The organism is Pseudoalteromonas sp. P80D2, assembly GCF_036680945.1.
Lineage (GTDB): Bacteria > Pseudomonadota > Gammaproteobacteria > Enterobacterales > Alteromonadaceae > Pseudoalteromonas > Pseudoalteromonas shioyasakiensis.
Genome location: NZ_JAZDAR010000034.1, coordinates 130,018 through 152,098 on the forward strand (window position 1 = coordinate 130,018; position 22,081 = coordinate 152,098).

24 protein-coding genes are annotated in these 22,081 nt (G+C 42.0%); 8 read left to right on the forward strand and 16 right to left on the reverse strand.

Features of this window, described 5'->3' with window-relative positions:
* Positions 1-85: 85 nt before the first annotated feature.
* Genes VRK28_RS09535 through VRK28_RS09565 form a run of 7 tightly spaced genes read right to left on the reverse strand, consistent with a single transcriptional unit; the run spans position 86 to position 6,307 of the window.
* Positions 86-1,921, reverse strand: coding sequence for a DUF885 domain-containing protein (locus VRK28_RS09535; RefSeq protein WP_062566135.1), 1,836 nt, complete (start codon positions 1,919-1,921; stop codon positions 86-88).
* Positions 1,922-1,961: 40 nt separating this feature from the next.
* Positions 1,962-3,095, reverse strand: coding sequence for a radical SAM family heme chaperone HemW (gene hemW, locus VRK28_RS09540; protein WP_062566134.1), 1,134 nt, complete (start codon positions 3,093-3,095; stop codon positions 1,962-1,964).
* Positions 3,092-3,691, reverse strand: coding sequence for an XTP/dITP diphosphatase (locus VRK28_RS09545; RefSeq protein WP_062566133.1), 600 nt, complete (start codon positions 3,689-3,691; stop codon positions 3,092-3,094). Before VRK28_RS09545 ends, hemW begins: the two co-directional genes overlap by 4 nt.
* A gap of 7 nt (positions 3,692-3,698) precedes the next feature.
* The gene (locus VRK28_RS09550; protein ID WP_062566132.1) at positions 3,699-4,139 is read right to left on the reverse strand and encodes a DUF4426 domain-containing protein; all 441 of its coding nucleotides are present in this window, start codon (positions 4,137-4,139) and stop codon (positions 3,699-3,701) included.
* 58 nt (positions 4,140-4,197) lie between these two features.
* Entirely contained in the window at positions 4,198-4,731 is a 534-nt protein-coding gene (locus tag VRK28_RS09555) for a YggT family protein (RefSeq protein ID WP_058586592.1), read from the reverse strand.
* A gap of 23 nt (positions 4,732-4,754) precedes the next feature.
* Positions 4,755-5,576, reverse strand: coding sequence for a pyrroline-5-carboxylate reductase (proC, locus tag VRK28_RS09560; protein ID WP_062566131.1), 822 nt, complete (start codon positions 5,574-5,576; stop codon positions 4,755-4,757).
* A 17-nt stretch (positions 5,577-5,593) separates the two neighbouring features.
* Positions 5,594-6,307 carry a YggS family pyridoxal phosphate-dependent enzyme gene (locus VRK28_RS09565; RefSeq protein ID WP_054562741.1) on the reverse strand — a complete coding sequence of 238 codons (714 nt, stop codon included), beginning with the start codon at positions 6,305-6,307 and terminating at the stop codon, positions 5,594-5,596.
* Between the two features lie 2 nt (positions 6,308-6,309).
* Here VRK28_RS09565 and VRK28_RS09570 point away from each other — a divergent pair, with 2 nt between their 5' ends.
* Genes VRK28_RS09570 through VRK28_RS09580 form a run of 3 tightly spaced genes read left to right on the forward strand, consistent with a single transcriptional unit; the run spans position 6,310 to position 9,371 of the window.
* Positions 6,310-7,350: a type IV pilus twitching motility protein PilT gene (locus VRK28_RS09570; RefSeq protein WP_054562740.1), complete on the forward strand. Its 1,041-nt coding sequence runs from the start codon at positions 6,310-6,312 to the stop codon at positions 7,348-7,350.
* Positions 7,351-7,364: 14 nt separating this feature from the next.
* Positions 7,365-8,498, forward strand: a complete 1,134-nt coding sequence (locus VRK28_RS09575; protein WP_054562739.1) for a PilT/PilU family type 4a pilus ATPase — start codon at positions 7,365-7,367, stop codon at positions 8,496-8,498.
* Entirely contained in the window at positions 8,499-9,371 is an 873-nt protein-coding gene (locus VRK28_RS09580) for a hypothetical protein (RefSeq protein WP_244269404.1), read from the forward strand.
* On the opposite strand, the gene ruvX is transcribed toward VRK28_RS09580, so the two are convergent.
* From ruvX to VRK28_RS09610, 6 genes are all read right to left on the reverse strand, one after another.
* Positions 9,368-9,817 (reverse strand): Holliday junction resolvase RuvX, encoded by a 450-nt coding sequence (gene ruvX, locus VRK28_RS09585; RefSeq protein WP_054562738.1) that lies wholly within the window; start codon positions 9,815-9,817, stop codon positions 9,368-9,370. The two genes, VRK28_RS09580 and ruvX, sit on opposite strands and share 4 nt — an antisense overlap.
* Positions 9,818-9,837: 20 nt before the next feature.
* The gene (locus VRK28_RS09590; protein WP_054562737.1) at positions 9,838-10,395 is read right to left on the reverse strand and encodes a YqgE/AlgH family protein; all 558 of its coding nucleotides are present in this window, start codon (positions 10,393-10,395) and stop codon (positions 9,838-9,840) included.
* A gap of 24 nt (positions 10,396-10,419) precedes the next feature.
* On the reverse strand, positions 10,420-11,373 hold the full coding sequence (gshB, locus tag VRK28_RS09595; protein ID WP_054562736.1) for a glutathione synthase: 954 nt from the start codon (positions 11,371-11,373) through the stop codon (positions 10,420-10,422).
* Between the two features lie 68 nt (positions 11,374-11,441).
* Positions 11,442-12,176: a 16S rRNA (uracil(1498)-N(3))-methyltransferase gene (rsmE, locus tag VRK28_RS09600; protein WP_332393837.1), complete on the reverse strand. Its 735-nt coding sequence runs from the start codon at positions 12,174-12,176 to the stop codon at positions 11,442-11,444.
* A 69-nt stretch (positions 12,177-12,245) separates the two neighbouring features.
* Positions 12,246-12,707 (reverse strand): hypothetical protein, encoded by a 462-nt coding sequence (locus VRK28_RS09605; RefSeq protein WP_058586585.1) that lies wholly within the window; start codon positions 12,705-12,707, stop codon positions 12,246-12,248.
* A gap of 28 nt (positions 12,708-12,735) precedes the next feature.
* Positions 12,736-13,629, reverse strand: a complete 894-nt coding sequence (locus tag VRK28_RS09610; RefSeq protein WP_054562733.1) for a DUF350 domain-containing protein — start codon at positions 13,627-13,629, stop codon at positions 12,736-12,738.
* A gap of 72 nt (positions 13,630-13,701) precedes the next feature.
* On the opposite strand from VRK28_RS09610, the gene glnE reads away from it, so the two are divergent.
* Positions 13,702-16,488 carry a bifunctional [glutamate--ammonia ligase]-adenylyl-L-tyrosine phosphorylase/[glutamate--ammonia-ligase] adenylyltransferase gene (glnE, locus tag VRK28_RS09615; protein WP_332393838.1) on the forward strand — a complete coding sequence of 929 codons (2,787 nt, stop codon included), beginning with the start codon at positions 13,702-13,704 and terminating at the stop codon, positions 16,486-16,488.
* Here glnE and VRK28_RS09620 read toward each other — a convergent pair.
* From VRK28_RS09620 to tolC, 3 genes are all read right to left on the reverse strand, one after another.
* The gene (locus VRK28_RS09620) at positions 16,485-17,060 is read right to left on the reverse strand and encodes a TcpQ domain-containing protein (RefSeq protein WP_054562731.1); all 576 of its coding nucleotides are present in this window, start codon (positions 17,058-17,060) and stop codon (positions 16,485-16,487) included. The genes glnE and VRK28_RS09620 overlap by 4 nt on opposite strands.
* Positions 17,061-17,119: 59 nt before the next feature.
* Positions 17,120-18,046, reverse strand: coding sequence for an LpxL/LpxP family Kdo(2)-lipid IV(A) lauroyl/palmitoleoyl acyltransferase (gene lpxL / locus VRK28_RS09625; RefSeq protein ID WP_054562730.1), 927 nt, complete (start codon positions 18,044-18,046; stop codon positions 17,120-17,122).
* Between the two features lie 107 nt (positions 18,047-18,153).
* Positions 18,154-19,494: an outer membrane channel protein TolC gene (gene tolC / locus VRK28_RS09630; protein ID WP_332393842.1), complete on the reverse strand. Its 1,341-nt coding sequence runs from the start codon at positions 19,492-19,494 to the stop codon at positions 18,154-18,156.
* A 150-nt stretch (positions 19,495-19,644) separates the two neighbouring features.
* Here tolC and VRK28_RS09635 point away from each other — a divergent pair, with 150 nt between their 5' ends.
* From VRK28_RS09635 to VRK28_RS09650, 4 genes are read left to right on the forward strand one after another with little or no spacing between them, the layout of a single operon-like run.
* Positions 19,645-20,277 carry an NUDIX domain-containing protein gene (locus VRK28_RS09635; RefSeq protein ID WP_054562728.1) on the forward strand — a complete coding sequence of 211 codons (633 nt, stop codon included), beginning with the start codon at positions 19,645-19,647 and terminating at the stop codon, positions 20,275-20,277.
* A gap of 9 nt (positions 20,278-20,286) precedes the next feature.
* On the forward strand, positions 20,287-20,745 hold the full coding sequence (locus VRK28_RS09640; protein WP_054562727.1) for a DUF1249 domain-containing protein: 459 nt from the start codon (positions 20,287-20,289) through the stop codon (positions 20,743-20,745).
* Positions 20,732-21,514: a metallophosphoesterase gene (locus VRK28_RS09645; protein WP_332393844.1), complete on the forward strand. Its 783-nt coding sequence runs from the start codon at positions 20,732-20,734 to the stop codon at positions 21,512-21,514. Before VRK28_RS09640 ends, VRK28_RS09645 begins: the two co-directional genes overlap by 14 nt.
* A complete protein-coding gene (locus tag VRK28_RS09650) occupies positions 21,499-22,059 on the forward strand; it encodes a YqiA/YcfP family alpha/beta fold hydrolase (RefSeq protein WP_055021196.1) in 561 nt (186 codons plus the stop codon). Before VRK28_RS09645 ends, VRK28_RS09650 begins: the two co-directional genes overlap by 16 nt.
* Positions 22,060-22,081: the final 22 nt, after the last annotated feature.

Below are 22,081 nucleotides of genomic sequence, written 5' to 3' on the forward strand. Positions count from 1 at the left end.
TTTATTATTTATACATTTATAGCTCAACTAGTTGTTTAAATAAATAAAAAAGGCCGCTGAGCGGCCTTTTTCAAGTCTTTATTGCTTAAGCTGCTTGTTTTTTAGCAACCCATTGGTCAACAAACTTCTCTAGTACATTTAACGGTACTGCACCATTTTTAAGTACTACATCGTGGAATTCACGAATATCGAATTTATCGCCTAGTTTTTCTTTAGCCGCTTCACGAAGCTCTAAAATTTTCAGCATGCCTACTTTGTATGCCGTTGCTTGTGAAGGCATTACAATGTGACGCTCAACCATTTTAACGCCATCAGACGTCGCATTTGGTGTGTTATTTACGTAGTAGTCGATACCTTCTTGACGTGTCCACTTCATAGCGTGGATACCTGTATCTACTACTAGGCGACATGCACGCCATAATTCCATCGCAAGACGACCAAAATCTGAATATGGGTCTTCGTATAAGCCCATTTCTTTTGGTACTAGCTCAGAGTATAAACCCCAACCTTCAACATACGCTGTGTAGCCGCCAAATTTACGGAACTTAGGTACGCCTTCAAGCTCTTGCGCGATAGCAATTTGCATGTGGTGACCAGGAATACCTTCGTGGTATGCAAGTGCTTCCATTTGGTATGTTGGCATTGCTTCCATGTCGTAAAGGTTTGCGTAATAAATACCTGGGCGTGAACCATCTGGCGCAGGTTGTTGGTAGAACGCTTTACCTGCTGCTTTTTCACGGAATGCTTCAACAGCTTTAACTTTAAGGTCAGCTTTTGGCTTAACAATGAATAGCTCGTCTAGGCGAGATTTCATGTTATCGATAAGCGCTGTTGCTTCATCAAGATAACGTTGTTTACCTTCAGCGGTGTTAGGGTAGTAGAACTGCTTATCAGTTTTCATGAATTGCATGAATGCTTTAAGGTCACCTTTAAAGCCTACTTTGTCCTTAATTTCACGCATTTCGTCGTGAATACGCGCGACTTCAGCTAAACCGATTGTGTGGATTTCTTTTGCTGTTAAATCAGTCGTTGTGGTACGTGCTAAAGCATTATTGTAGAACGCTTCACCATCAGGGAATTTCCAAGCACCATCGCGGTCATCAGCGCGTTTTTCTAACTGAGCTAAGAAGTTAATTAGCTTAGTGTAAGAAGGCTTTACTGCTGCTTTTAGGGCTTTTTCAGCATCGCTGATAAGTGCTGATTTTTCGCTATCGGCAATCTCTAACGCATTAACTTTGCGTTTAAAGTCAGCTAGTAACGTTGAGTCTTCACCGTCATGGAATGGGGCGCCGCGTAAGATATTATTGCTTGAATCAATCACGTGTGGGAAAACAAACTTAGGCGCGATAATGCCTTTATCTGCACGTACTTCAAGGTCTTTGATTAGCTGATCAATAACCGTTGTAACACCATTTAAACGTGAGATATACGCTTTAGCATCAGATACATCGGCAATTTGATGTTGGTTGATTAAAAACGCAGGGATCATCGAGTGAACACCAAACATTTGGTTCACAGGGTAGTTGTAATGACGCCATTTGAAATCAGCAATTTCGTTTTCTAAATCTTGCTTTTTAAGGTCGTAGCTTACTTTTGTTGCGTCATCTAATAGGTCACGGTTAATTGCGTTAAGCGCAACTAGGTCAGCTTTAGTTTGTTCAAAGTCTTCTAAAACGCGCTCTTCGCTGCCATCATCCCATTTGTCGTAATCTTTTTTGATGCCCATGTATGTTTGATAGATCGGGCTTTTCATTACATCACGGTTAAAAGTATCTTCGAAGAAGGCATTAGCTTTATCGATTTCACTTTGTACAGGTTGGCTTTGTACACTTGGTGCAGGCTTCGGTTGCTCTTGCATTTGTTGGCAGCCGCCAAGTAATGCAACACTTACCGCCGCAGCGATGAAGGTCAGTTTACGCATTATCGTTCCTTTGTAGTTGTTAGAAATTTAATTATAATTCTTAAACGAATAATTCTAGCAGGTCATTTAAAAAGCGATGGCCTTTTTGGCTTACCTGCCAGTTATCTTTATCATCAATTAGTAAGCCTTTTGCAATTGCATCAGTCAAGGCTTGTTCCTGACTTTGCAGTGACAAACTTGTAAGCAAAGGTAAATCAGCTTTGGGGCAGGGTTCAACTAAACGAAAACGATTCATAAAGAATTCAAAAGCTAAGTCGTCTTCTGCTACTTGCCATTGTTCGTATAAATACGGTTTGGCAAGATCCATATAACCTCGTGGGTGTTTTACTTTCACCGTACGGGTGATGACTTTATTTTCATCAGTAATTTTACCATGGGCACCGCAGCCGATACCGAGATAATCGCCAAATCGCCAATAATTCAAGTTATGACGGCATTGGTAACCGGGCTTCGCGTAGCCTGAGATCTCGTATTGCTCATAACCTGCTGCTGCGAGTAACGCTTGACCTTGTTCTTGAATATCCCAAAGGGTGTCGTCATGAGGTAAGGTCGGTGGCTTAGAAGCAAACTGAGTATTTGGCTCAATTGTTAGCTGATACCACGAGATATGAGGTGGATTTAGGGCGATAATTTTTTCAAGGTCGCTTAAGGCGTCTGCAACAGATTGCCCTGGTAAGCCATGCATTAAATCAAGGTTAAAGCTGTTTAGCCCAGCTTGATGCGCCTGTTTAGCCGCATAACTTGCTTCATCAGCACCATGAATACGGCCAAGGGCTTTTAGCTTGTCGTTTTGCATGCTTTGCACGCCAATCGAAATACGATTGATGCCAGCGGCAACATATTCTTTAAAGCGACCTGTTTCGACAGTACCAGGGTTTGCCTCTAGGGTAATTTCACAGTCATCAGTTAGGCCAATTAATCTGTCGACTTCACCAAGTAGGCGAGTATAAGCGTCACCAGTTAATAAGCTTGGGGTGCCGCCGCCAATAAAGATGCTATGGATTTTACGCCCTTGCACTAAGTGCAAATCGGCCTTGAGATCATCAATAAGATGCTGAACGTATTCTTTTTCGGGGATCGTGCCTTTTTGGCCATGGCTATTAAAGTCACAGTATGGGCACTTTTGCACGCACCAAGGCACGTGCACATATAAACTTAAAGGCGGTAAACTCACAGGCCGCCTTTTTGCTGCAATTGCGCAAGTAGTTGTTTTAAAGCTTGGCCGCGATGGCTAAGGGCATTTTTTTGCTCCTTAGTTAACTGGGCGCTCGTGCATTGCTCAGACGGTACGTAAAAAACAGGATCATAACCAAAACCACCCTGACCATCTTGGCTATAGGTGATTTCACCTTCCCAACTGGCACTACAAATAAGTGGTGTAGGGTCGTCGGCGTGGCGCATTAATACTAACACACACCAAAAACGCGCACTGCGAACTGGGTTATCAGCAAGCTCTTTTAGTAGCTTGTCGATATTATCTTGATCGCTGGCACCCGCTCCGGCAAAACGTGCAGAGTACACACCAGGTGCTCCATTTAGGCCGTCTACTTCAAGGCCAGAGTCATCAGCAATCGCAGGCATGCCTGTGATCTTTGCTGCATGGCGCGCTTTAATAATGGCGTTTTCAACAAATGTGGTGCCTGTTTCTGGCACGTCTGGCACTTGAAAATCGCTTTGTGGAACCACGTTAATATTAAGTGGGCTGAGCATACTTGCCAGCTCTTTTACTTTGCCAGGGTTACCCGTGGCTAAAACCAAGGTGTTGTTCATAGGTTAATTAATCTACGTAAAATTTTTGCTGAAACTTCAACGTTTGTACTTTGCCATTTTGATTAATTTCGATATCAAAACGGTAAATTTCTTCGTTGCTGTAATCGATTTGCGCGAGGTAATAAATCGCATCGCCTTCCACAACTTCTTTAAATGTAAGCTGTTTTTTATTACCAAGTAGGTTACGTGCAGTGCCAGTTAAAGTTGCAGTCTGCGCTGTTTTATCGCTGTTTTTTAATACCGAAATATTAATAATCCCTTTGCTAGGGCTACGCTCTAAATCATAGTTTTTAGCAATGTTTGGCTGAATAAAAGTCGATGGAAATGCAATGTAATGAACTTCCCAAGGGCCAAGAATCTTGTACTGGGCGCCTGCTTGCTCATCAGCTTTGGCAAAGGTTGTAAATAAACTCAATACAATCAAAGAAAAATAAATAAATTGCTTCATGGTATATCTCACTTAACAAAAGAGGCCTTTCGGCCCCTTACTGCTTCACGTTTAACGCTTAGCCAATTAAATCCATTACTAAAAACTGTAAAAACTGTAGACCAATAATCAACACTAAGATTGATAGGTCTAGACCACCTAGTGGTGGGATAATCTTACGGATAGGGCGCAACATCGGCTCAGTTAGCTGGTGGAATACAGCCTCAATAGGGTTGTAGCCTTGGCTTACCCAGCTCAGTAAAGCACGAATAATTAATACCCAAAATAGTAAGTTTAGGCCTTCTTTAACTACCGTAATTAACGCTTGAATAAATACCGGACCTGGAGCCCAAGCATTATAAAACATCAGAAAAATAACACTGAGTTTTGCTACAGCAACTAAATAAGCAAGCACTAACGAGGCAATATCAAAGCCACCCACTCCTGGGATGATTTTACGAAGTGGGTTCACTGCGAACGAAGTGGCTTTTACCACAAACTGGCTCATAGGGTTGTAAAAGTCAGCTTTTGCCGCTTGTAACCAAAAGCGTAAAAGGACCACCATTAAAAAGAGATCAAAAATAATCCCAACTAAAAAGTGCATGGCTTGCATAGTTTTACCTTCAAAAAGTAAGCTTAAAGTTCTTTTTCCATCGCTTCAGCGCGAGCAATACAGGCATCCATTGCATCTGCAACAGTGCCGACTAAACCTTGTGATTTAAGGTGCTCAACAGCTTCGTGAGTCGTACCCCCTTTAGAGGTTACGTTTGCACGTAGCTGAGAAATGCTGATGTCTGGTTGCGACAGTGCCATTTCGGCGGCACCCAGTGCTGTTTGCTGTACTAAACGGCGCGCATCTTCATCACTAAAGCCAAGTGCTTTCGCTTTTTCTTCGATAGCTTCCATAAATAAGAAGAAGTAAGCAGGTGATGAGCCCGTAACAGCGATGATGTCGTTGATTTGTGATTCTTGCTCAACCCAAACAACAATGCCTGTACACTCAAAAACTTGTTGTACAAACTCGTGCTCTTCAGCGGTTTCGCCAGCGCCATAAAGACCTGAAACACCACGACCTAGTAATGATGGTGTATTTGGCATACAACGCACCATTTTCACATCTTGACCTAGCATTTCACGTAAACGGCTAACGGTAAGGCCTGCTGCCACTGAAATAAATAGCTTGTCGCTAAAATCAACGCCTGAATCTTGGAATGATTGGCAAAGATCGCCCATCATTTGCGGTTTAACAGATAAGACAATCACATCTGCATCGCGAAGTGCCGCGTTGTTATCCGCGGTAGTTTGCACCCCGAAATCAGCAGCAACCTTAGCTAATTTTTCTTGGTTGCGATTGGTTGCAATGATGTTTTTTGCTGCAAAACCGTTCTTTACCATGCCGCCAATGATGGCGTAGCTCATGTTACCCGTGCCTATAAATGCGATTTTTTTGTCTGACATATGTCTGTTATCACCTTTTAATTTCGTTGGCCAAATATATCCGTGCCAATGCGTACCATGGTTGAACCTGCTGCAATCGCCGCTTCAACATCGTTACTCATACCCATCGACAAGGTGTCTACTTGGGGATATTGGGCCTTTAGTTTATCAAAGCAAGCGCTTAATTGCTCAAAATATTGTAATTGTAGCTGGGCATCGTCGGTTTTGGCAGGAATCGCCATCACACCGCGCAGGCATAAATTAGGACATTGATTGACGAATTCGGCCAATGCCATTAGCTCGTCTGGGTGGCAGCCTGACTTAGCCTCTTCTAAACTAATATTAACTTGAATTAATACATTGAGCGGGGCTTTGTCGGCTGGTCGTTGCTCGTTAAGACGTTTTGCAATTTTAGTGCGGTCAACGCTTTGCACCCAATCAAAATGCGTGGCTACTTGGGCACTTTTATTTGATTGAATAGGGCCGATAAAGTGCCAAACAATGTCTTTATAATCAGCCAATGCTGTGACTTTTGTTACCGCTTCTTGAACGTATGATTCGCCAAACTGGCGTTGACCATGCTTATAGGCAGCAATAATATCGTCGGCAGGTTTTGTTTTTGAAACAGCCAATAGGTTGATTGATTGCTCATCGCGGTGATTATTTTTTGCAGCTTGAGCAATTCTTGCGTAGGCGGATGTAAGTCGTTCTGCTATTGTAACCATATAATTATCAGTTGGTTGTGGAGTCATAAATGGATATTACCGAATTATTGGCCTTTAGTGTGCAACACAAAGCCTCGGATTTACACTTGTCATCAGGCGTATCACCTATGATACGTGTTGATGGTGATGTGCGTCGTATTAATATTCCAGCATTAGAACAAAAAGATGTAAATAGTCTGGTATACGATATTATGAACGATAATCAGCGTAAGGACTACGAACAAAATCTCGAAGTGGATTTTTCTTTCGAAGTACCAAACCTTGCGCGTTTTCGTGTTAACGCATTTAATTCAAACCGTGGCCCTGCGGCGGTGTTTCGTACTATCCCAAGTGATGTTTTAACGCTGGATGATTTAGGTGCGCCTGATATTTTTAAAACTATTTCCGATAATCCACGTGGTTTGGTGCTAGTCACCGGGCCAACGGGTTCTGGTAAATCAACCACATTAGCGGCGATGGTTGATTATATTAACCAAAATAAGCATCACCATATTTTAACTATCGAAGATCCAATCGAATTCGTACACGAGAATAAACTGAGCCTTATTAACCAGCGTGAAGTACACCGCGATACGCATAGCTTCTCTAATGCGCTTAGAAGTGCACTACGTGAAGATCCGGATGTAATCTTAGTGGGTGAGCTGCGTGACCTTGAAACAATTCGCTTAGCGATGACTGCGGCAGAAACAGGTCACTTGGTGTTTGGTACCTTGCATACTACCTCTGCACCTAAAACTATCGACCGTATCATTGACGTATTCCCAGGTGAAGAAAAAGACATGGTACGTTCAATGTTGTCAGAATCATTACGTGCCGTAATCTCGCAAACTTTACTTAAAAAAGTGGGCGGTGGCCGAGTTGCAGCTCACGAGATCATGATAGGTATTCCTGCAATCCGAAATCTGATCCGTGAAGATAAAATTGCACAAATGTATTCATCAATTCAAACCGGTGCATCGCATGGTATGCAGACCATGGATCAATGTTTAGCAAACTTAGTTAACTACGGCATTATTACAACCAATGATGCGCGAGCTAAAGCGCAAGATAAAACCCAATTTGGTGGTTAACGGAGCTATTTAAAATGTCTTTACCTTTAAATCATTTTTTACAAGTTATGATCGACAAAAAAGGCTCAGACTTGTTTGTTTCGAGCCAGCTGCCTGTCAGTGCAAAAGTAAACGGTGAATTAATACCTTTAAGCGATGAAAAACTCTCTGATGAGGATTCACTCGCTTTGGTCGAGTCAGCAATGAACGACAAACAGCGCAAAGAATTTCATGACAGTAAAGAATGTAACTTTGCAATTGCAACTGATGAAGGCCGTTTCCGTGTTTCTGCCTTTTGGCAGCGTGATAGAGCGGGTATGGTTATTCGCCGTATCGTAACGCAAATCCCAGATGTCAACGAACTAGGTTTGCCATCAACATTAACAGACGTGATTATGGCAAAACGTGGTTTAGTGCTGTTTGTAGGTGGTACCGGCACAGGTAAGTCAACCTCGCTTGCTGCGCTGTTAGGTTATCGTAACCGCAATCAGCGTGGTCATATTCTTACCATTGAAGATCCTATCGAATTTGTTCACGAGCATCGTAAAAGCATCATTACCCAACGTGAAGTTGGTTTGGATACTGAAAGCTTTGAATCAGCTCTAAAAAGCTCGTTACGTCAAGCACCTGATGTGATCTTAATTGGTGAGATCCGTTCACAAGAAACCATGGAATACGCACTCAGCTTTGCCGAAACGGGTCACTTGTGTGTGGCGACACTGCATGCGAATAATGCCAACCAAGCCATTGACCGTATCATGCACTTAGTGCCAAAAGAAAAGCACGATAAGTTAAAGTACGACTTAGCACTTAACCTTCGCGCCATTGTTGCGCAGCAGTTGGTGCCAACTTCCGATGGGGAAGGGCGTGTTGCTGCTATCGAGATTTTGCTTAATTCACCTATGGTGGCAGAGCTCATCAAGCGTGGTGATATTGGCTCTATCAAAGAAACCATGGCTAAATCGAAAGAAATGGGCATGCAAACCTTTGATCAAGCCTTATTTGAGCTTTATAAACAGCGCCGTATTAACTACGCTGATGCGTTACACCATGCTGACTCGCCAAATGACTTACGCCTAATGATTAAGCTGCAAAACAATGAACAAAGTGGTGCGGGCTTCTTACAAGGCGTGACTATCGATGGTCTTGATGGAAAGAGTGACGAATAAATGTGTTTGCGAGTAAATTTAATCGGTTGGTTATTTTTATTGCTGAGTACCTTTCAGGTATATGGCAATGATAATAAAAGTGTGGTTATTTTTATTCGCGATGATGTTTATGACGATTACAGTCGCTTTTTGAATGGTCGCAAACCTCTTGAAGTTAAAGACTTTAGTGGTGCTTACATTCGCCGTGATGTGGTCGATATGATCATAGCTCAACAAGCACTGAGTTTAGGCGGTTTTACCAAGCCATTTCGTTATCACAAAGGTAATGTTAATTATCGCAATACCAAGCTGTTAGAAGATGGCCAGCTACTATTAAGCTTCGATAGTGTTTGGTCTGTTGATGCAAAGCAGCTAGTTGAGTCGGTATATATCTCTGACCCTGTGATTCGAAATGGTGAGTATTACGCGGGCATATTTACTTCACCGAACAATAAGAAAGTGCAGCAAGTAAAACAGCTTGCTGACTTTAAACAATTAACCGCAGTGTCAACGCCACGCTGGCAAACCGATTGGCAAACGTTATCTGCTCTGCCCTTAAAAGAGTTGCTCAGAGAAGATGAGTGGCTTGGGCAAGTCCGCACTGTATCGATGCAGTGGGTTGATTTTATGATGATGCCCTTAATGCCTAGCCTCAATAATCGCTACACATTAGAAAACATTGAACTGGTAGCTGTGCCAAACCTAGTGCTCCAGCTTAATGATAGCCGTCATTTTATTATTTCGAAGAGTCACCCCGATGGAAAAGCGGCCTTTGTTGCAATTCAAAAAGGGCTTGCGCAGCTTCGTAAAACAGGCGCAATTGAAAAAGCCTACCGAGAGGCAGGCTTCATTCCAGATTTAAACAACTATACGGTGATTAATAAAGCGCCTTAGTCGCCATAAAACTGCTCAAAAAAGCTTTCTAAGATGATCACCGCTGACATATTATCAACATTACCTTTACCAAGGTTTCGGTAGCCACCTTGTTCAAATAAACGGGCTTTGGCATCTGCTGTTGTTAGTCGTTCGTCCTGCGTTTCAACCGGTATAGCAAAGTGGTTATGTAAGCGGTTAGCGAACTTCTTGGCTTTAAAGGTAACTTCTTGATTGGTGCCGTCCATATTAAGCGGTAAACCAACCACCATTAAATCTGGTTGCCACTCATCCACCTGTTTTTTAATAAGTTGCCAATCAGGGATCCCATCTCTCGCTTTTACAGCTTGTAAGCTTGATGCTGTTCCAGTGAGTTCTTGACCAATGGCAATACCAATACTTTTGGTGCCAAAGTCAAAACCCATTACGGTGCGTTCACCGAGTGGCTTAAAAGTTCGTTTTGTCATAGTCTTAAAATTTATAAATGTTAAGCGTGGCCAGCTTCAGAGCTTAATTGCCCGATATCAAAACCCAGCATAGAAACGGCTTTTTCCCAGCGTTTTTCAACGGGTGTGTTAAAGATGATCTCAGGATCTGCTTTGATAATTAACCATGAATTCTCTAGCAGTTCTTGCTCTAGCTGTCCTTGATCCCAACCAGCATAACCCAGTGTGATAATAAATTGTTCAGGTGCTTCACTCGTGGTTAGGCTTGCTAACACATCTTTTGAAGTAGTGATCATAATATCACTACTAAGTTTTTGACTCGCTGCATAACCTGGTTTTGGTGAGTGCAAAACAAATCCACGATCGGTTTTTACAGGTCCGCCTGCGTACACAGCTAAACCTGCAGCTTGCTTGCTTTTGTCGTTATCAATTTCGATTTTATCGAGTAGCTCGCCCACGGTGATATTGATAGGCTGGTTAATTACCAAGCCCATCGCACCATCTTGATTATGCTCACAAATGTAAGTGACAGCACGCTTAAAAAAAGGGTCTTGCATGCTCGGCATTGCGATTAAGAAGTGATTCTCTAATGACTGCATAGGTCGCCCCTTTTGTTGTTTAATTTAAGTATGGCTCAGTTTTCTTTCAATGGCATCAAATAAGTGACCAGTGATTGAAATGTCATAAGCGGCTTCAATCTCTTTTACACACGTTGGCGCAGTGACATTGATTTCAGTTAAACGGTCGCCAATGATATCTAGACCAACAAAAATAAGGCCTTTTTCTTTCAGCGTAGGTGCTACAGCCTCTGCAATTTTACGGTCTGAATCGCTAATCGGGCGTGCTTCACCTCTACCACCTGCTGCCAAGTTACCGCGCGTTTCGCCATTTTGTGGGATACGAGCTAGGCAATACGGCATTACTTCACCATCAACCACAAGTACGCGTTTATCGCCTTGCTTGATTTCAGGAATATAGTTTTGTGCCATTGCAAAACGACTACCATGTTCGGTTAGCGTTTCGCAGATCACACCAATATTGGCATCATCTTCTTTAACTCTAAAGATAGATGCACCACCCATACCATCTAGCGGTTTTAAAATAATATCTTTATGCTCAGCTAAAAATGCACGAATGTCTGCTTGGCTACGTGTTACTAGGGTATCTGGCGTATGTTCGCTAAACCAAGCTGTGAATAGCTTTTCGTTAGCATCGCGTAAGCTTTGCGGCTTATTGATTATAAGCGTGCCAGCTTGCTCAGCACGCTCTAAAATATAGGTAGCGTAGATGTACTCAGTATCAAAAGGCGGATCTTTACGCATTAAAATAACGTCTAAATCTGCTAAAGCAATGGTGGCTTTTTCTTCTAATTCATACCAGTGATTTACATCATCAAACACACGGGCTTTGGCGGCTGTTGCAAAGCCTTGACCTTGACGTAGAGAAAGGTCATCCATTTCCATGTAGTAAATTTCGTAACCGCGCTGTTGCGCTTCCATCATCATTGCAAAGCCAGTGTCTTTTTTAATATTAAAGCCACTAATTGGATCAGAGATTATGCCTAGCTTAATTGCCATATTTTTGCCTTAGAATCGTATGCCATACTATGTTTTGTTACTTTGATATATGGGTATTTTTACGGTTTTCAATTCGCTAAATCGCCAAACTGTAATTGTAAAGCGCTCAATACCGTCAGAGCGGCTGTTTCTGTTCTTAGAACACGTGGGCCTAAGCGAATATCAACAAAGTTTTGCTGTTTAGCAATGTCAATTTCTGCATCGGTAAATCCACCTTCTGGGCCGACTAAAAAGCGCACTCCTTCGTTTGGTACTTGAATAGTTTTAATACTGTGCTCAGCACGCGGGTGCAAAGTAAGTTTAATCGCCTCACTTGCTTGTTCTAGCCACTCTTTTATATTGATAGGAGGGTGTACAACAGGCACAAAATTACGGCCTGATTGCTCTGCAGCGGCAATTGCAATTTTTTGCCATTGTTGATGTTTTTTAGCAAGGCGATCGCCACTTAGTTTTACGCCACAACGTTGGCTAAAAATTGGGGTGATTTCTGTGATACCCAGTTCAACAGATTTTTGAATAGTGAAATCCATTTTATCGCCACGAGAAATGCCTTGGCCCAAGTGAATTTTTAAAGGCGATTCAACATCATGATCAACAAATTCCTGAGGCTCAACGACGACATTTTTTTTGCTGACTTCAATAATTTCACTGAGGTATTCACCTCCTTCACCATTAAAAATCGAAACCTTATCACCGACTTGCATACGCAATACACGGCCAACATGACCTGCTGCATCATCATCAAGTGCTACTGGGGTGTTTAAAGAAATCGCTGAAGGTTGGTAAATATGTGGAACTCGCATGGCTGTCACTTATCAATAAATTTAGCAATATGGTAAGTATACAGCGGCTTAGGTGCAATTATTTATTTGTTATTTAAATTCGTCTTTGGCACTTAAAACATCTGCAGTGGTTTCGGCAATCTCAGATTGGCAAGAAAGGTGGTTAATGTGAGCAGCATCCGGGCAAGGTGTAAAACTAAAGCTATGTCCATCTTGTTGCACTAAGTAACGTATTTTGTGCAGTGAGTTATAAATAAACTTTTGAGCATCATTCGCCAGCTGATAGTCGGTGTGATTAATCAGTACACCTTGAATATCGTGGTGTTCATGTAAATAGCTGGCGAGTTCTGAGACACTAATTTCATTACTAAAATCGCAATAGCAATAATCTTTAACGAGTTGATCAAACATGAGTTTAACCATATGGCGGCTATTAGCGCCAGCCACAACTAGAGTCGAATTTTCGGCATTTGCAAAGTAGTGCTGAGCAAATGCGCGGCTAAACTCATCATCTATATCAACTAATAAATAATTATTAACTTTAAAGGGCATAATGCCTCACGATTCAAATACTTCCGTATCAAATTGAAAACATACTTATTAGTAAATAGCCTATTGCACCGAAAACGGCAAACTCTATACAGGCTATGCCAATGTTATCTTGGTGATCTACTTCTAACGATGTGTCGATATTAGGTAGAGAGATATATTTTATAATGTAGCTCAAAATATATAACAATACCCACATTGCACCGCAATGAGATACTAGAGTGAATAAATTTTCTACCATCTTACCACTAATAAATGATGCACTGGCAAGACCAGCATAGCCCGCAAGTGCTAGGCCGATAGACTTACCCGCGTAGCGAATGCCAATAGAGGTATTTTCAAGGTTAAAGTTACTTTGTAGTGATGCACCTTGGTTGGCTTTTGCAAAGCGATATTCACGAATTTTACTATCAAGGGCAAACATACCTTGCAGCACAAAAAAGCTCACAGTGGCGATCAATAAGCTGCTGTAACCTTGGGTATGGCACCAGTTATAAAGGCCAAGAGCGATAATGCAGTTAGCGATTAACATGCCTGAATCGACCAAGGCGGCGCAAACATTTTGTTTGAGTATGGCTGCTTCTTCATTAAAGCGATGCAAAATCCATTTACGATGAATTAAATGACCTATTTTTATAAAGGCAAATAACAGCACAATGAGTAAAAGTACTTTTAGCGGATTAGATTGGGCTGCACTTAAGCTAATTTCATCGAATATATAAGCGATGGTGGCTATAACGACCATAATTTCGCTGGCAAAGCTGATCCCCATGGCAAAGTTATCATGTTGCGCAAGCTCTTCTTTAAGCGCTTGTTTTGCTTTGATTTGCGTTAGAATACGTAGCAGTACTATAGTGACGCAAATTACAGCGAAACTAATAGCAATCGCGACTAAACTAGTGTTAGATAGTGATAAATATGACATGCAGGTCCCTGCTAAATAATTCTTTGATAATCATTCTAGTACGGTTATTGGCAAGTTAAAAGAGAGTATTTAATGAGTAATTTACACGCGCTTCCCGAGTCACTTCATCAGTTAGGCCAAACCCGCTTCGCGAGCTTGTATGAGGGGCAAACTGAGCAACAAAAAATTATTAACTTGCTGTCTTTAAGTGACTTTGCGTGGAACTGCTTACAATCTCAGCCTGATTTAAAAGACTGGTTACTTGATGATAAAGAGCTTGCTAATCGTGCAGTTGAAGCTCCGTTAAGTAATTCTGAAATCAATGAACTGGATGACAATGCTGCGCTGGCAAAGCTACGTTTGTATCGAGAAAAGTACTGGTTGAAGGTGGCTTTTCTTGATTTGTGCTGTGCAAACCCAATTGCCGATAGCATCGCTTATATCTCGGCCCTTGCAAACCAGCTTATCGATAGTGCTAATCAGTGGGCGTTTGCGCAGGTCGCAAAAGTCAGTGGTATGCCGCTTGATGATGACGGTAATGCAATGCCAATGTTAGTTTTAGGTATGGGCAAACTTGGTGGGGGAGAGCTTAACTACTCATCTGACATAGATTTAATTTTCTCTTATCCTCGCGATGTTGCAACGCAAGGGGGGCGCCGATCCATTGAAGCCCAGGTGTTTTATACCAAAGTGGCGCAAAAGCTAATTATGGCGCTTAACCAAACCACGGTAAATGGCCAAGTATTTCGAGTCGATATGCGCCTGCGCCCATTTGGTGAAAGTGGGCCTTTGGTAATGAGCTTTCATGCAATGGAAGATTATTATCAAGAACAAGGACGTGAGTGGGAACGCTACGCCATGCTAAAAGGGCGATTAATTGGTACTGAAAACCGTTATTGGGATGAGTTTTATGAATTGCTACGGCCATTTGTGTACCGCCGCTATATAGATTTTTCGGTGATTGAATCGCTGCGCAAGATGAAGCAAATGATTGCCCAAGAGGTGCGCCGAAAGCGCCTTACAAACAATATTAAATTAGGTGCTGGCGGTATTCGAGAAGTAGAGTTTGTAGTACAAGCGCTGCAAATGGTTCGAGGCGGCCGTGAAGCTAACCTACAAACTCAGTCATTACTGGTTGCTTTAAAAGAGCTGGTTAACAACCAAGTGATGTCGAATAAAGAAGCTGAGTTATTAACACAAAACTATTTAGACTTACGACAAATTGAACAATACCTGCAGATTTTCGATGATAAGCAAACGCAAACTTTGCCTGATGATGAGTTAAACCAGCAGCGTTTATGCTATTTGCTCAATAAAGATGATTTTGATCAGTGTTTAACTAGCATTGAGCAGACCATGTCTCAAGTCCATGGTGAGTTTGAACAAGTGATTGGCTTTGAAAGCGAAACGGCGGATCCGTGTGAAAGTGAGTACATTAGCGCTTGGGAAATGACAGATGTAAGCCTAATGTGTGAGCCGAATCTTGACTGGCAAGCGGCGCTTGAAGATTTTAAAGCGCGCTTAACTAAGGCGAAAATTGGCAGTCGAGGTCGTGATATCCTCGATAAATTAATGCCCCTTTTACTTAAACAGCTAACAGTTACAAAAGCCAGTAGCGATGCTTTTACCATGATCTGCCAAGTGCTGAACAAGATCATCTCACGAACTGCTTACCTAGAGCTGTTATACGAAAACCCAGGTGCCTTAAATCAACTGGTGGCACTTTGCTGCCATAGTAAATGGATTGGCGAGCATATCTCTCGTTACCCAATTTTACTTGATGAGCTGATCGATCCGCAGGTGCTCTATAAACCAACGCCTTTATCTGCTTACAAAGATGAAATTAGGCAGTATTTCTTACGTATTGAGCATGGCGACTTAGAGCTGCAAATGGAAGCACTTCGTCAGTTTAAACAAACGCATCAGTTACGCATTGCAGCAGCCGATGCAACCGGTGTACTGAGTGTGATGAAGGTAAGTGATCATCTTACTGCGCTTGCTGAGGCTATTGTAGAGCAAGCGGTCAATATTGCATGGCATGCATGTGTTGAGCGCTTTGGTCGGCCAGCGAATACCTCAGATCAAGAAAAGGGCTTTGCGGTTATTGCTTACGGTAAAACTGGCGGCTTTGAAGTTGGCTACGATTCAGACTTAGATCTGGTATTTGTGCATAACCACGATGGCAGCAGTTATACCGATGGTGATAAGTCGATTGACTCGCGTCAGTTTTACTTAAAGCTTGCGCAGCGTTTAATGCATCTATTCAACACGCGAACTGCGTCAGGCATATTGTATGAGCTTGATACTCGTTTACGTCCTGAAGGGGCATCGGGTTTACTAGCTATTAATTTAGAAAGTTACTACCACTATCAGCAAACTCAAGCATGGACCTGGGAACATCAAGCTTTGGTTCGTTCACGCATGATTTATGGGCAAGATTCGTTGCGAGAGCGTTTTGCACAAATCCGCAAAGACGTTTTGTGCCAAGCCCGCGATAATGAGAAGCTAAAGACTGATGTCGTTGAGATGCGCGAAAAAATGCGTGCTCACCTTGCTAAAGGCAATGATGATCTGTTTGATTTAAAGCAAGATAGGGGCGGTATCACAGATATTGAGTTTATCACTCAGTATCTGGTGCTAAATAATGCTATGCAGCACTCTGAGCTAACGACCTGGTCCGACAATGTTCGTATTTTAGCTGATGCTGCACGTTTAGGCTGTATTACTGAGCAAATGCAGCAAGAATTAGTGGCTGCGTATATTGCCTATCGTTCACGTTATCATGTAATGAGTTTGAATCAGCAGGGACGCTGTGCGCCTCGTGCTGAGTTAACTCAGCACATCGACTTAGTAAGTCAGGCGTGGCAGCAGGTGTTTTAGCTTTTTAAGCGACGGCAGTTTTCGCGCACATAAGCAGAGGGCAGCTCAGTGATAACTGCGGCTCTTTGCTTAAAGCAAAAATAGGTGTAAACCTCATTTTCGAAATCATCGTTGATGGCGCGGCCAACCTGATAAAGGGTTGAAACAAAGTTACTATCAACACGAAAATGATCTTTTACAACATAGTCTTTGCTTAAATACCAGTACAGTACGATATCTTCGTGACGGGCATAGTCAGAGAGTACATCTTTTAAGGTGTTACCGTTTTCAAATCGGCGCGGTTGAATATCACCAGTCCAGTTAGGTGATGAAGGCTCTACGACCTTTTCGCGTTCAAAAAGTGCGACATCTAAGCTGGTTTCTGGCGTAGGTAATTTAAGAACGTATTTATCGCGCTCATTATTCTTGTTATTTACTTGGTTACGTAGCGCCGCATAAAAGCGCGATAATCCTTGCGCTGCAGCATTTTTGGTATCTTTAATGTCCATTACTGGACCACTACCAAATAAAAAGTAAATAGCAGCAGCAATCAAAATAACAGCTAATGATAAATGCTTAACCCAAAACCACATTTCTAATACTCTTGTTGTTGATTAGCTTTATAAAACCATACAAACAGCAAAATGTCACTCTACTTGTAATAAGAAGGTGCATTCTTATCTGGGCGAGTTTTAAAGCGACGGTGAAGCCACATATACTGTTCAGGCGCTAAATCGATAGCTTGTTCCATACGCTGATTTACGTGGGTAACGTCTGCAAGGTCATCGCCACTTGGGAAGTTTTCAAGTGCAGGTAATACCTCTAGATGGTAGCGACCCTCTTCATCACGACGGCTCGTTAAGCTTACTGTTTCGCAGTTACGGCTACTTGAAAATAACAGCGTTCCTGTTGTTGTTGCTGCTTCTTTTACCGCATAAAAAGGCGCAAATTCGCAGCGGTTACGGCCGTAATCTTGATCTGGCAAATAGTAGCAAACCTTTTTATTTTTAAGCGCTTGCAGTAAGCCTTTAACATCTTTTTTGCCAATTAAGTATTCGTTAGAACGAAGACGACCGTTAGTCGTGAAATATTCCATTAAAGGGTTGTTATGCGGGCGATAAAAGCCAATACCTTGGTGTTTTACACCCATAATACGGCTCGCCATTTCTAGGTGTAAAAAATGTGGCACAAGTAACAGCACACCTTTACCTGATTGCTGAGCTTTTTCAAAGTGTTCTAGGCCTTTAACAGAACCAAACACTTTATTGATTCGCCATTGGGGCCACCACCAAGCCATGCCGGTTTCCATCATTGCAATACCGGTATTTTCCATATTTTTACGAACTAATTCGCGTTGTTCATGCTCTGGCATATCAGGAAAACATAAACGGATATTTACCTCCGCGATGTGGCGACGACGTTTCATAAAACGGTGTACTAGACGACCAAGCAGTTTTCCAAGTGCTAATTGTAATTTATGTGGTAACCAAGAGATAAGATATAAAAAGAACACGCCAATCCAAGTTAACCAGTAACGAGGGCCTAAAAAAGACGCTTTAAAAGGAGAAGAACTAACCACAAAAAAATCTCTAAAAATAAAAAAGCTAGTTTAACTGTATGTCTATAAAAATACAAAAAAGCCAGCACGAGGCTGGCTTTACGATAAGGACTTTATAGAAGAAATGCTTAGATTTCTTTTAAACCTTGGTTAATTGCAACAAGGTCTTCGCTAGTTAGTGTACCAGCAGCTTGTTTCAAGCGAAGTGTTGAAACAACATAGCGGTAACGAACGTTTGCTAAATTACTTTTTGCATTGTAAAGGTTTTGCGTGCTGATCAGTACGTCTACGATAGTACGTGTACCAACTTCAAAGCCTGCTTCAGTTGCTTTAAGCGCACTTTCAGCAGAAACAACAGCTTGTTGTAGCGCTTTATAAGTAGCAATGTCAGACACTACTTGGTTGTACGATGTGATAACCGAGCGAGTTACTGCACGTAAGCTTGCTTCTAAATCTTCACTTGCCGCAACATAGAAAGCGCGTGCTTGATCTGTCGCTGCTGTTGTTGCACCACCTGAGTAAATAGGTAGGCTGAAGTTAACACCAATACTTGCACTGTCTTCGCGTGGTTGGTGTGAGTTGCTGTTTAGATCAGTTAGGCTGTCTCCGTATGAAGCGCTTAATGTTAGCTTCGGATAGTGACCAGCTTTTGCTAAATCGATTTGATCTTTAGCAATATCAACCGTTACTTTTGAAACTTGCAGATTTAAGTTTTGGTCTTTTGCAATTTCAATGTAGTCAGTTGACTGCTTTTTAGGTGCAACAGTTGAAAACGTTTCAGTATTCAACATGTCTAATTTCGCGTGGTATTTACCAGTGATTTCGCGAAGTTGCTCACGCGCTGTTTCAACACTGTTCTTAGCAACGATTTCTTGTGCAACAGAGTTATCGTACTGAGCTTGCGCTTCGTGTACGTCAGTGATAGCTGTTAAACCTACGGCATAACGCTCTTTAGTTTGTTGTAATTGGCGCTCGATGGCACGTTTTTCTGCTTGAACAAACTCAAGGTTATCGATTGCACTTAAAACGTTGAAGTAACCCTCAGCTACACGCACGATTAAGTCTTGGCGAGCAAAATCATACTGAGCGTTTGCTTGTAATGCTTGTTTATCTGCAATACCCAGTGAATTCCATGCACCTAAATCAAACAGTGTTTGGCTTAAGCTAATACCACGGCTAAATTCATCAGGCTCGTAGTCATATCCTGTATAACCTGTTGCATCATTACCTTCATAAAGATCTGATTTGGTTGATTGGTAACCAAGACTTAGACCAATTTGTGGTAATAGTGCACTTAACGCGCGATCGCTCTCATAGGCTTGTGCATCTGCTTGGGCTTTTGCTTTAAGTACGGTAGGATCGTTTGCTGTCGCAATCTCGTAAACTTGTAGTAAGTCTTCAGCATAACTAGCTGTTGCAGTCAGTGCGCTTGAAAAACCGATCAGCGCAGCGAGTAGTGTTTTTTTCATTGTTCGTTCAGTCCTTAGACAATTTTGTACTGTGACCATGGTACTCTTTTTTAATGAATAACCAAAAAAAAATTACGTAAATCTGCATGTCCAAGTGTAACAGAATATAATTGGCCGTAACATTTACTTAAAACGCAAAGGAAATAGTGAATGAAAATATCAGCAATCTCACAATTTAATCATGATGACATAGAGTTAAAGCCGATTGAGCGTGTTTATGATGGTTTCTTTAAAATTAATACTTACCGCTTTCATCATGCATTGTTTGCTGGTGGTAAATCAGTAGAAGTTAAACGCGAAATTTTAGAGCGCGGCCATGCTGTTGCTGTACTTCCTTATGACCCTAAGACTGACCAAGTTTTATTAATCGAACAAATTAGAATCGGGGCACTCGCATCAAAGCAGTCACCTTGGTTACTTGAGTGTATTGCAGGCATGGCAGATGGCAGTACTGATTATGAAGATGTAGCGAAGCGCGAAGCATTCGAAGAAGCCGGTATTGAGCTTAACGAGCTGGAATTTATGATGTCGTATCTTTCAAGCCCAGGCGGCACCACTGAACGTTTGTATTTATATTTAGCGCGCACTGACCTGGCAGGGTATCAAGGTGGTATTTTTGGCCTTGATAATGAAGATGAAGATATCAAAACCCATGTAATGTCATACGATGAAGCTATGCTGCGTCTAGAACAAGGCGAAATAGATAATGCAGCGACAGTTATCTCATTACAGTGGTTAGCACTGAATAAGCAACGTATACTGTCTGATTGGAAAAACTCATAGGGGATTATTTTGTCGTACGTCAGTGCCCAGCAGCGTTATATTCAAAGCTTACCTAAGTACTTAACTTTGTGTGAGCATAATTACGTGCGTGCGCTCAAGTTATTACCCAATGAGCGCCGCATAGGTCAGGAGCGAAAGGTACAATTAGGGCACAGCACTTTTGCGGTTAAAGTTGACGATACAGCAAAATACACCACAGATATTTCTATCAAACAAGAAGCCGGTCATTTACCTTCGGTTAAGCCTTTGTATTTAACGGTACGTATGTATCATGATGCGAAAGTCGCTGAAATTGTGCATCATGATTTTCATCAGCGCATCAAGCCTTCCTATGCTTACCCGAATCCGAATATGCATCAAAAAGATGAAAAATATCAGCTTAACGCCTTCTTATATGACTGGCTGGTGGCTTGTGTTGAAAACGGCCGAGCAGTTTTAAATTGGGATGTAAATAATGGCTTGGTATAGTAACGCCTACCATTTTGATAAAACAGCACTGAAAGTTGCCCATATCACTGATTGCCACTTATCAAAAGACACAACGGGTGAATACTTTAGCGTGAATACGGCAGCGTATTTTGGGCGCTGTTTACAGGCTATTGCTGAGCTCGATGTGGATTGTGTGGTATTTGGTGGTGATTTAACACAAGATCACAGCACTGAGTCTTACCAGCTTTTTGCTAAATTAATAGCTGACTCAGCGCTGAGTTGTCCGGTGTTTTGGTTGCCAGGTAATCATGATGAACTTGGTGAATATGAAAAGCTTACAAGCCCGCAAATTTTAAACAATAAGCGCATTACCTTTTTAGGTGGGCAGTTGCTGTTGGCAAACTCAAAAGGCCCGACGCCAGCAGGTTGGGTAACACAAACGCATTTAGATGAATTAAGCCAAGCGGTAGGGCAGGTACCTAGCGTGGTGTTTTGTCATCATAACCCGCTGCCTATTCAAGCCTACCTAGATAAACATATGCTAGAAAATGGCCCGCAGTTTTTAAATACCTGTGTTAATACTGAGCAGTGTGTGGGGGTATTTCATGGTCATGTGCATCATGAGTACACGCAAACCTACCGTAACCTTAGTGTGTATGCGACACCTGCCAGTTCAATACAGTTTACCAAACACACTATGGCGTGGCAGCAAGAGGATTTAGGCCCCGCATTTCGAATCATCGACTTAATAATTGATGAGCAACAAAACTTACTGTTAAGCACGGATGTAGTATGGCTAAACGAGTAATTTATATTCATGGCTTTAATAGCTCTGAGCAATCTTACAAAGCAGTTCGTTTTGGTGAGCACATGGCGCAATTTGATGTCGATTATCAGGTGCCGCGATTAACTCATGAGCCATTACATGCAATTTTACAATTAGAACAACTGCTAAATGATGATACTGTATTACTAGGTAGTTCATTAGGCGGTTTTTATGCGACCTATTTGTCGCAACGTTATTCGATACCTGCGGTGGTCATTAACCCTGCGGTTCGCCCATTTGAGTTACTCGATAACTATTTAGGGGAAAACTATAACCCGTATCAAGATAGTCACTATGAACTTGGTACTCGTCACATGGATGCATTGCGCAGCTTATATTTGCCGCAATTAGACACCCCTTCATTGATTTATTTGCTACAGCAAACGGGCGATGAAGTACTGCCGTTTCAGCAGGCGGTTAAATATTATTCTCAGTGTAAGCAACACGTTGAATTTGGAGGCGATCATAGTTTTATCGGCTTCGAACAAACCTTTGCAAGTATTGTAGATTTTCTTAAAATCACGTAAAACATAGCTAAGCGCATAAAAG

Bases quoted from the DNA above. Each gene is read 5' to 3' on its own strand.
- VRK28_RS09535 (WP_062566135.1), bottom strand. From the start codon at position 1,921: ATGCGTAAACTGACCTTCATCGCTGCGGCGGTAAGTGTTGCATTACTT.
- VRK28_RS09550 (WP_062566132.1), bottom strand. From the start codon at position 4,139: ATGAAGCAATTTATTTATTTTTCTTTGATTGTATTGAGTTTATTTACA.
- proC (WP_062566131.1), bottom strand. From the start codon at position 5,576: ATGTCAGACAAAAAAATCGCATTTATAGGCACGGGTAACATGAGCTAC.
- glnE (WP_332393838.1), top strand. From the start codon at position 13,702: ATGAGTAATTTACACGCGCTTCCCGAGTCACTTCATCAGTTAGGCCAA.
- VRK28_RS09610 (WP_054562733.1), bottom strand. From the start codon at position 13,629: ATGTCATATTTATCACTATCTAACACTAGTTTAGTCGCGATTGCTATT.
- ruvX (WP_054562738.1), bottom strand. From the start codon at position 9,817: ATGACAAAACGAACTTTTAAGCCACTCGGTGAACGCACCGTAATGGGT.
- VRK28_RS09580 (WP_244269404.1), top strand. From the start codon at position 8,499: ATGTGTTTGCGAGTAAATTTAATCGGTTGGTTATTTTTATTGCTGAGT.
- gshB (WP_054562736.1), bottom strand. From the start codon at position 11,373: ATGGCAATTAAGCTAGGCATAATCTCTGATCCAATTAGTGGCTTTAAT.
- tolC (WP_332393842.1), bottom strand. From the start codon at position 19,494: ATGAAAAAAACACTACTCGCTGCGCTGATCGGTTTTTCAAGCGCACTG.
- VRK28_RS09645 (WP_332393844.1), top strand. From the start codon at position 20,732: ATGGCTTGGTATAGTAACGCCTACCATTTTGATAAAACAGCACTGAAA.
- VRK28_RS09590 (WP_054562737.1), bottom strand. From the start codon at position 10,395: ATGCAGTCATTAGAGAATCACTTCTTAATCGCAATGCCGAGCATGCAA.
- VRK28_RS09545 (WP_062566133.1), bottom strand. From the start codon at position 3,691: ATGAACAACACCTTGGTTTTAGCCACGGGTAACCCTGGCAAAGTAAAA.
- VRK28_RS09620 (WP_054562731.1), bottom strand. From the start codon at position 17,060: ATGTGGTTTTGGGTTAAGCATTTATCATTAGCTGTTATTTTGATTGCT.
- VRK28_RS09565 (WP_054562741.1), bottom strand. From the start codon at position 6,307: ATGACTCCACAACCAACTGATAATTATATGGTTACAATAGCAGAACGA.
- VRK28_RS09570 (WP_054562740.1), top strand. From the start codon at position 6,310: ATGGATATTACCGAATTATTGGCCTTTAGTGTGCAACACAAAGCCTCG.
- VRK28_RS09555 (WP_058586592.1), bottom strand. From the start codon at position 4,731: ATGCAAGCCATGCACTTTTTAGTTGGGATTATTTTTGATCTCTTTTTA.
- VRK28_RS09650 (WP_055021196.1), top strand. From the start codon at position 21,499: ATGGCTAAACGAGTAATTTATATTCATGGCTTTAATAGCTCTGAGCAA.
- VRK28_RS09635 (WP_054562728.1), top strand. From the start codon at position 19,645: ATGAAAATATCAGCAATCTCACAATTTAATCATGATGACATAGAGTTA.
- VRK28_RS09605 (WP_058586585.1), bottom strand. From the start codon at position 12,707: ATGCCCTTTAAAGTTAATAATTATTTATTAGTTGATATAGATGATGAG.
- VRK28_RS09575 (WP_054562739.1), top strand. From the start codon at position 7,365: ATGTCTTTACCTTTAAATCATTTTTTACAAGTTATGATCGACAAAAAA.
- rsmE (WP_332393837.1), bottom strand. From the start codon at position 12,176: ATGCGAGTTCCACATATTTACCAACCTTCAGCGATTTCTTTAAACACC.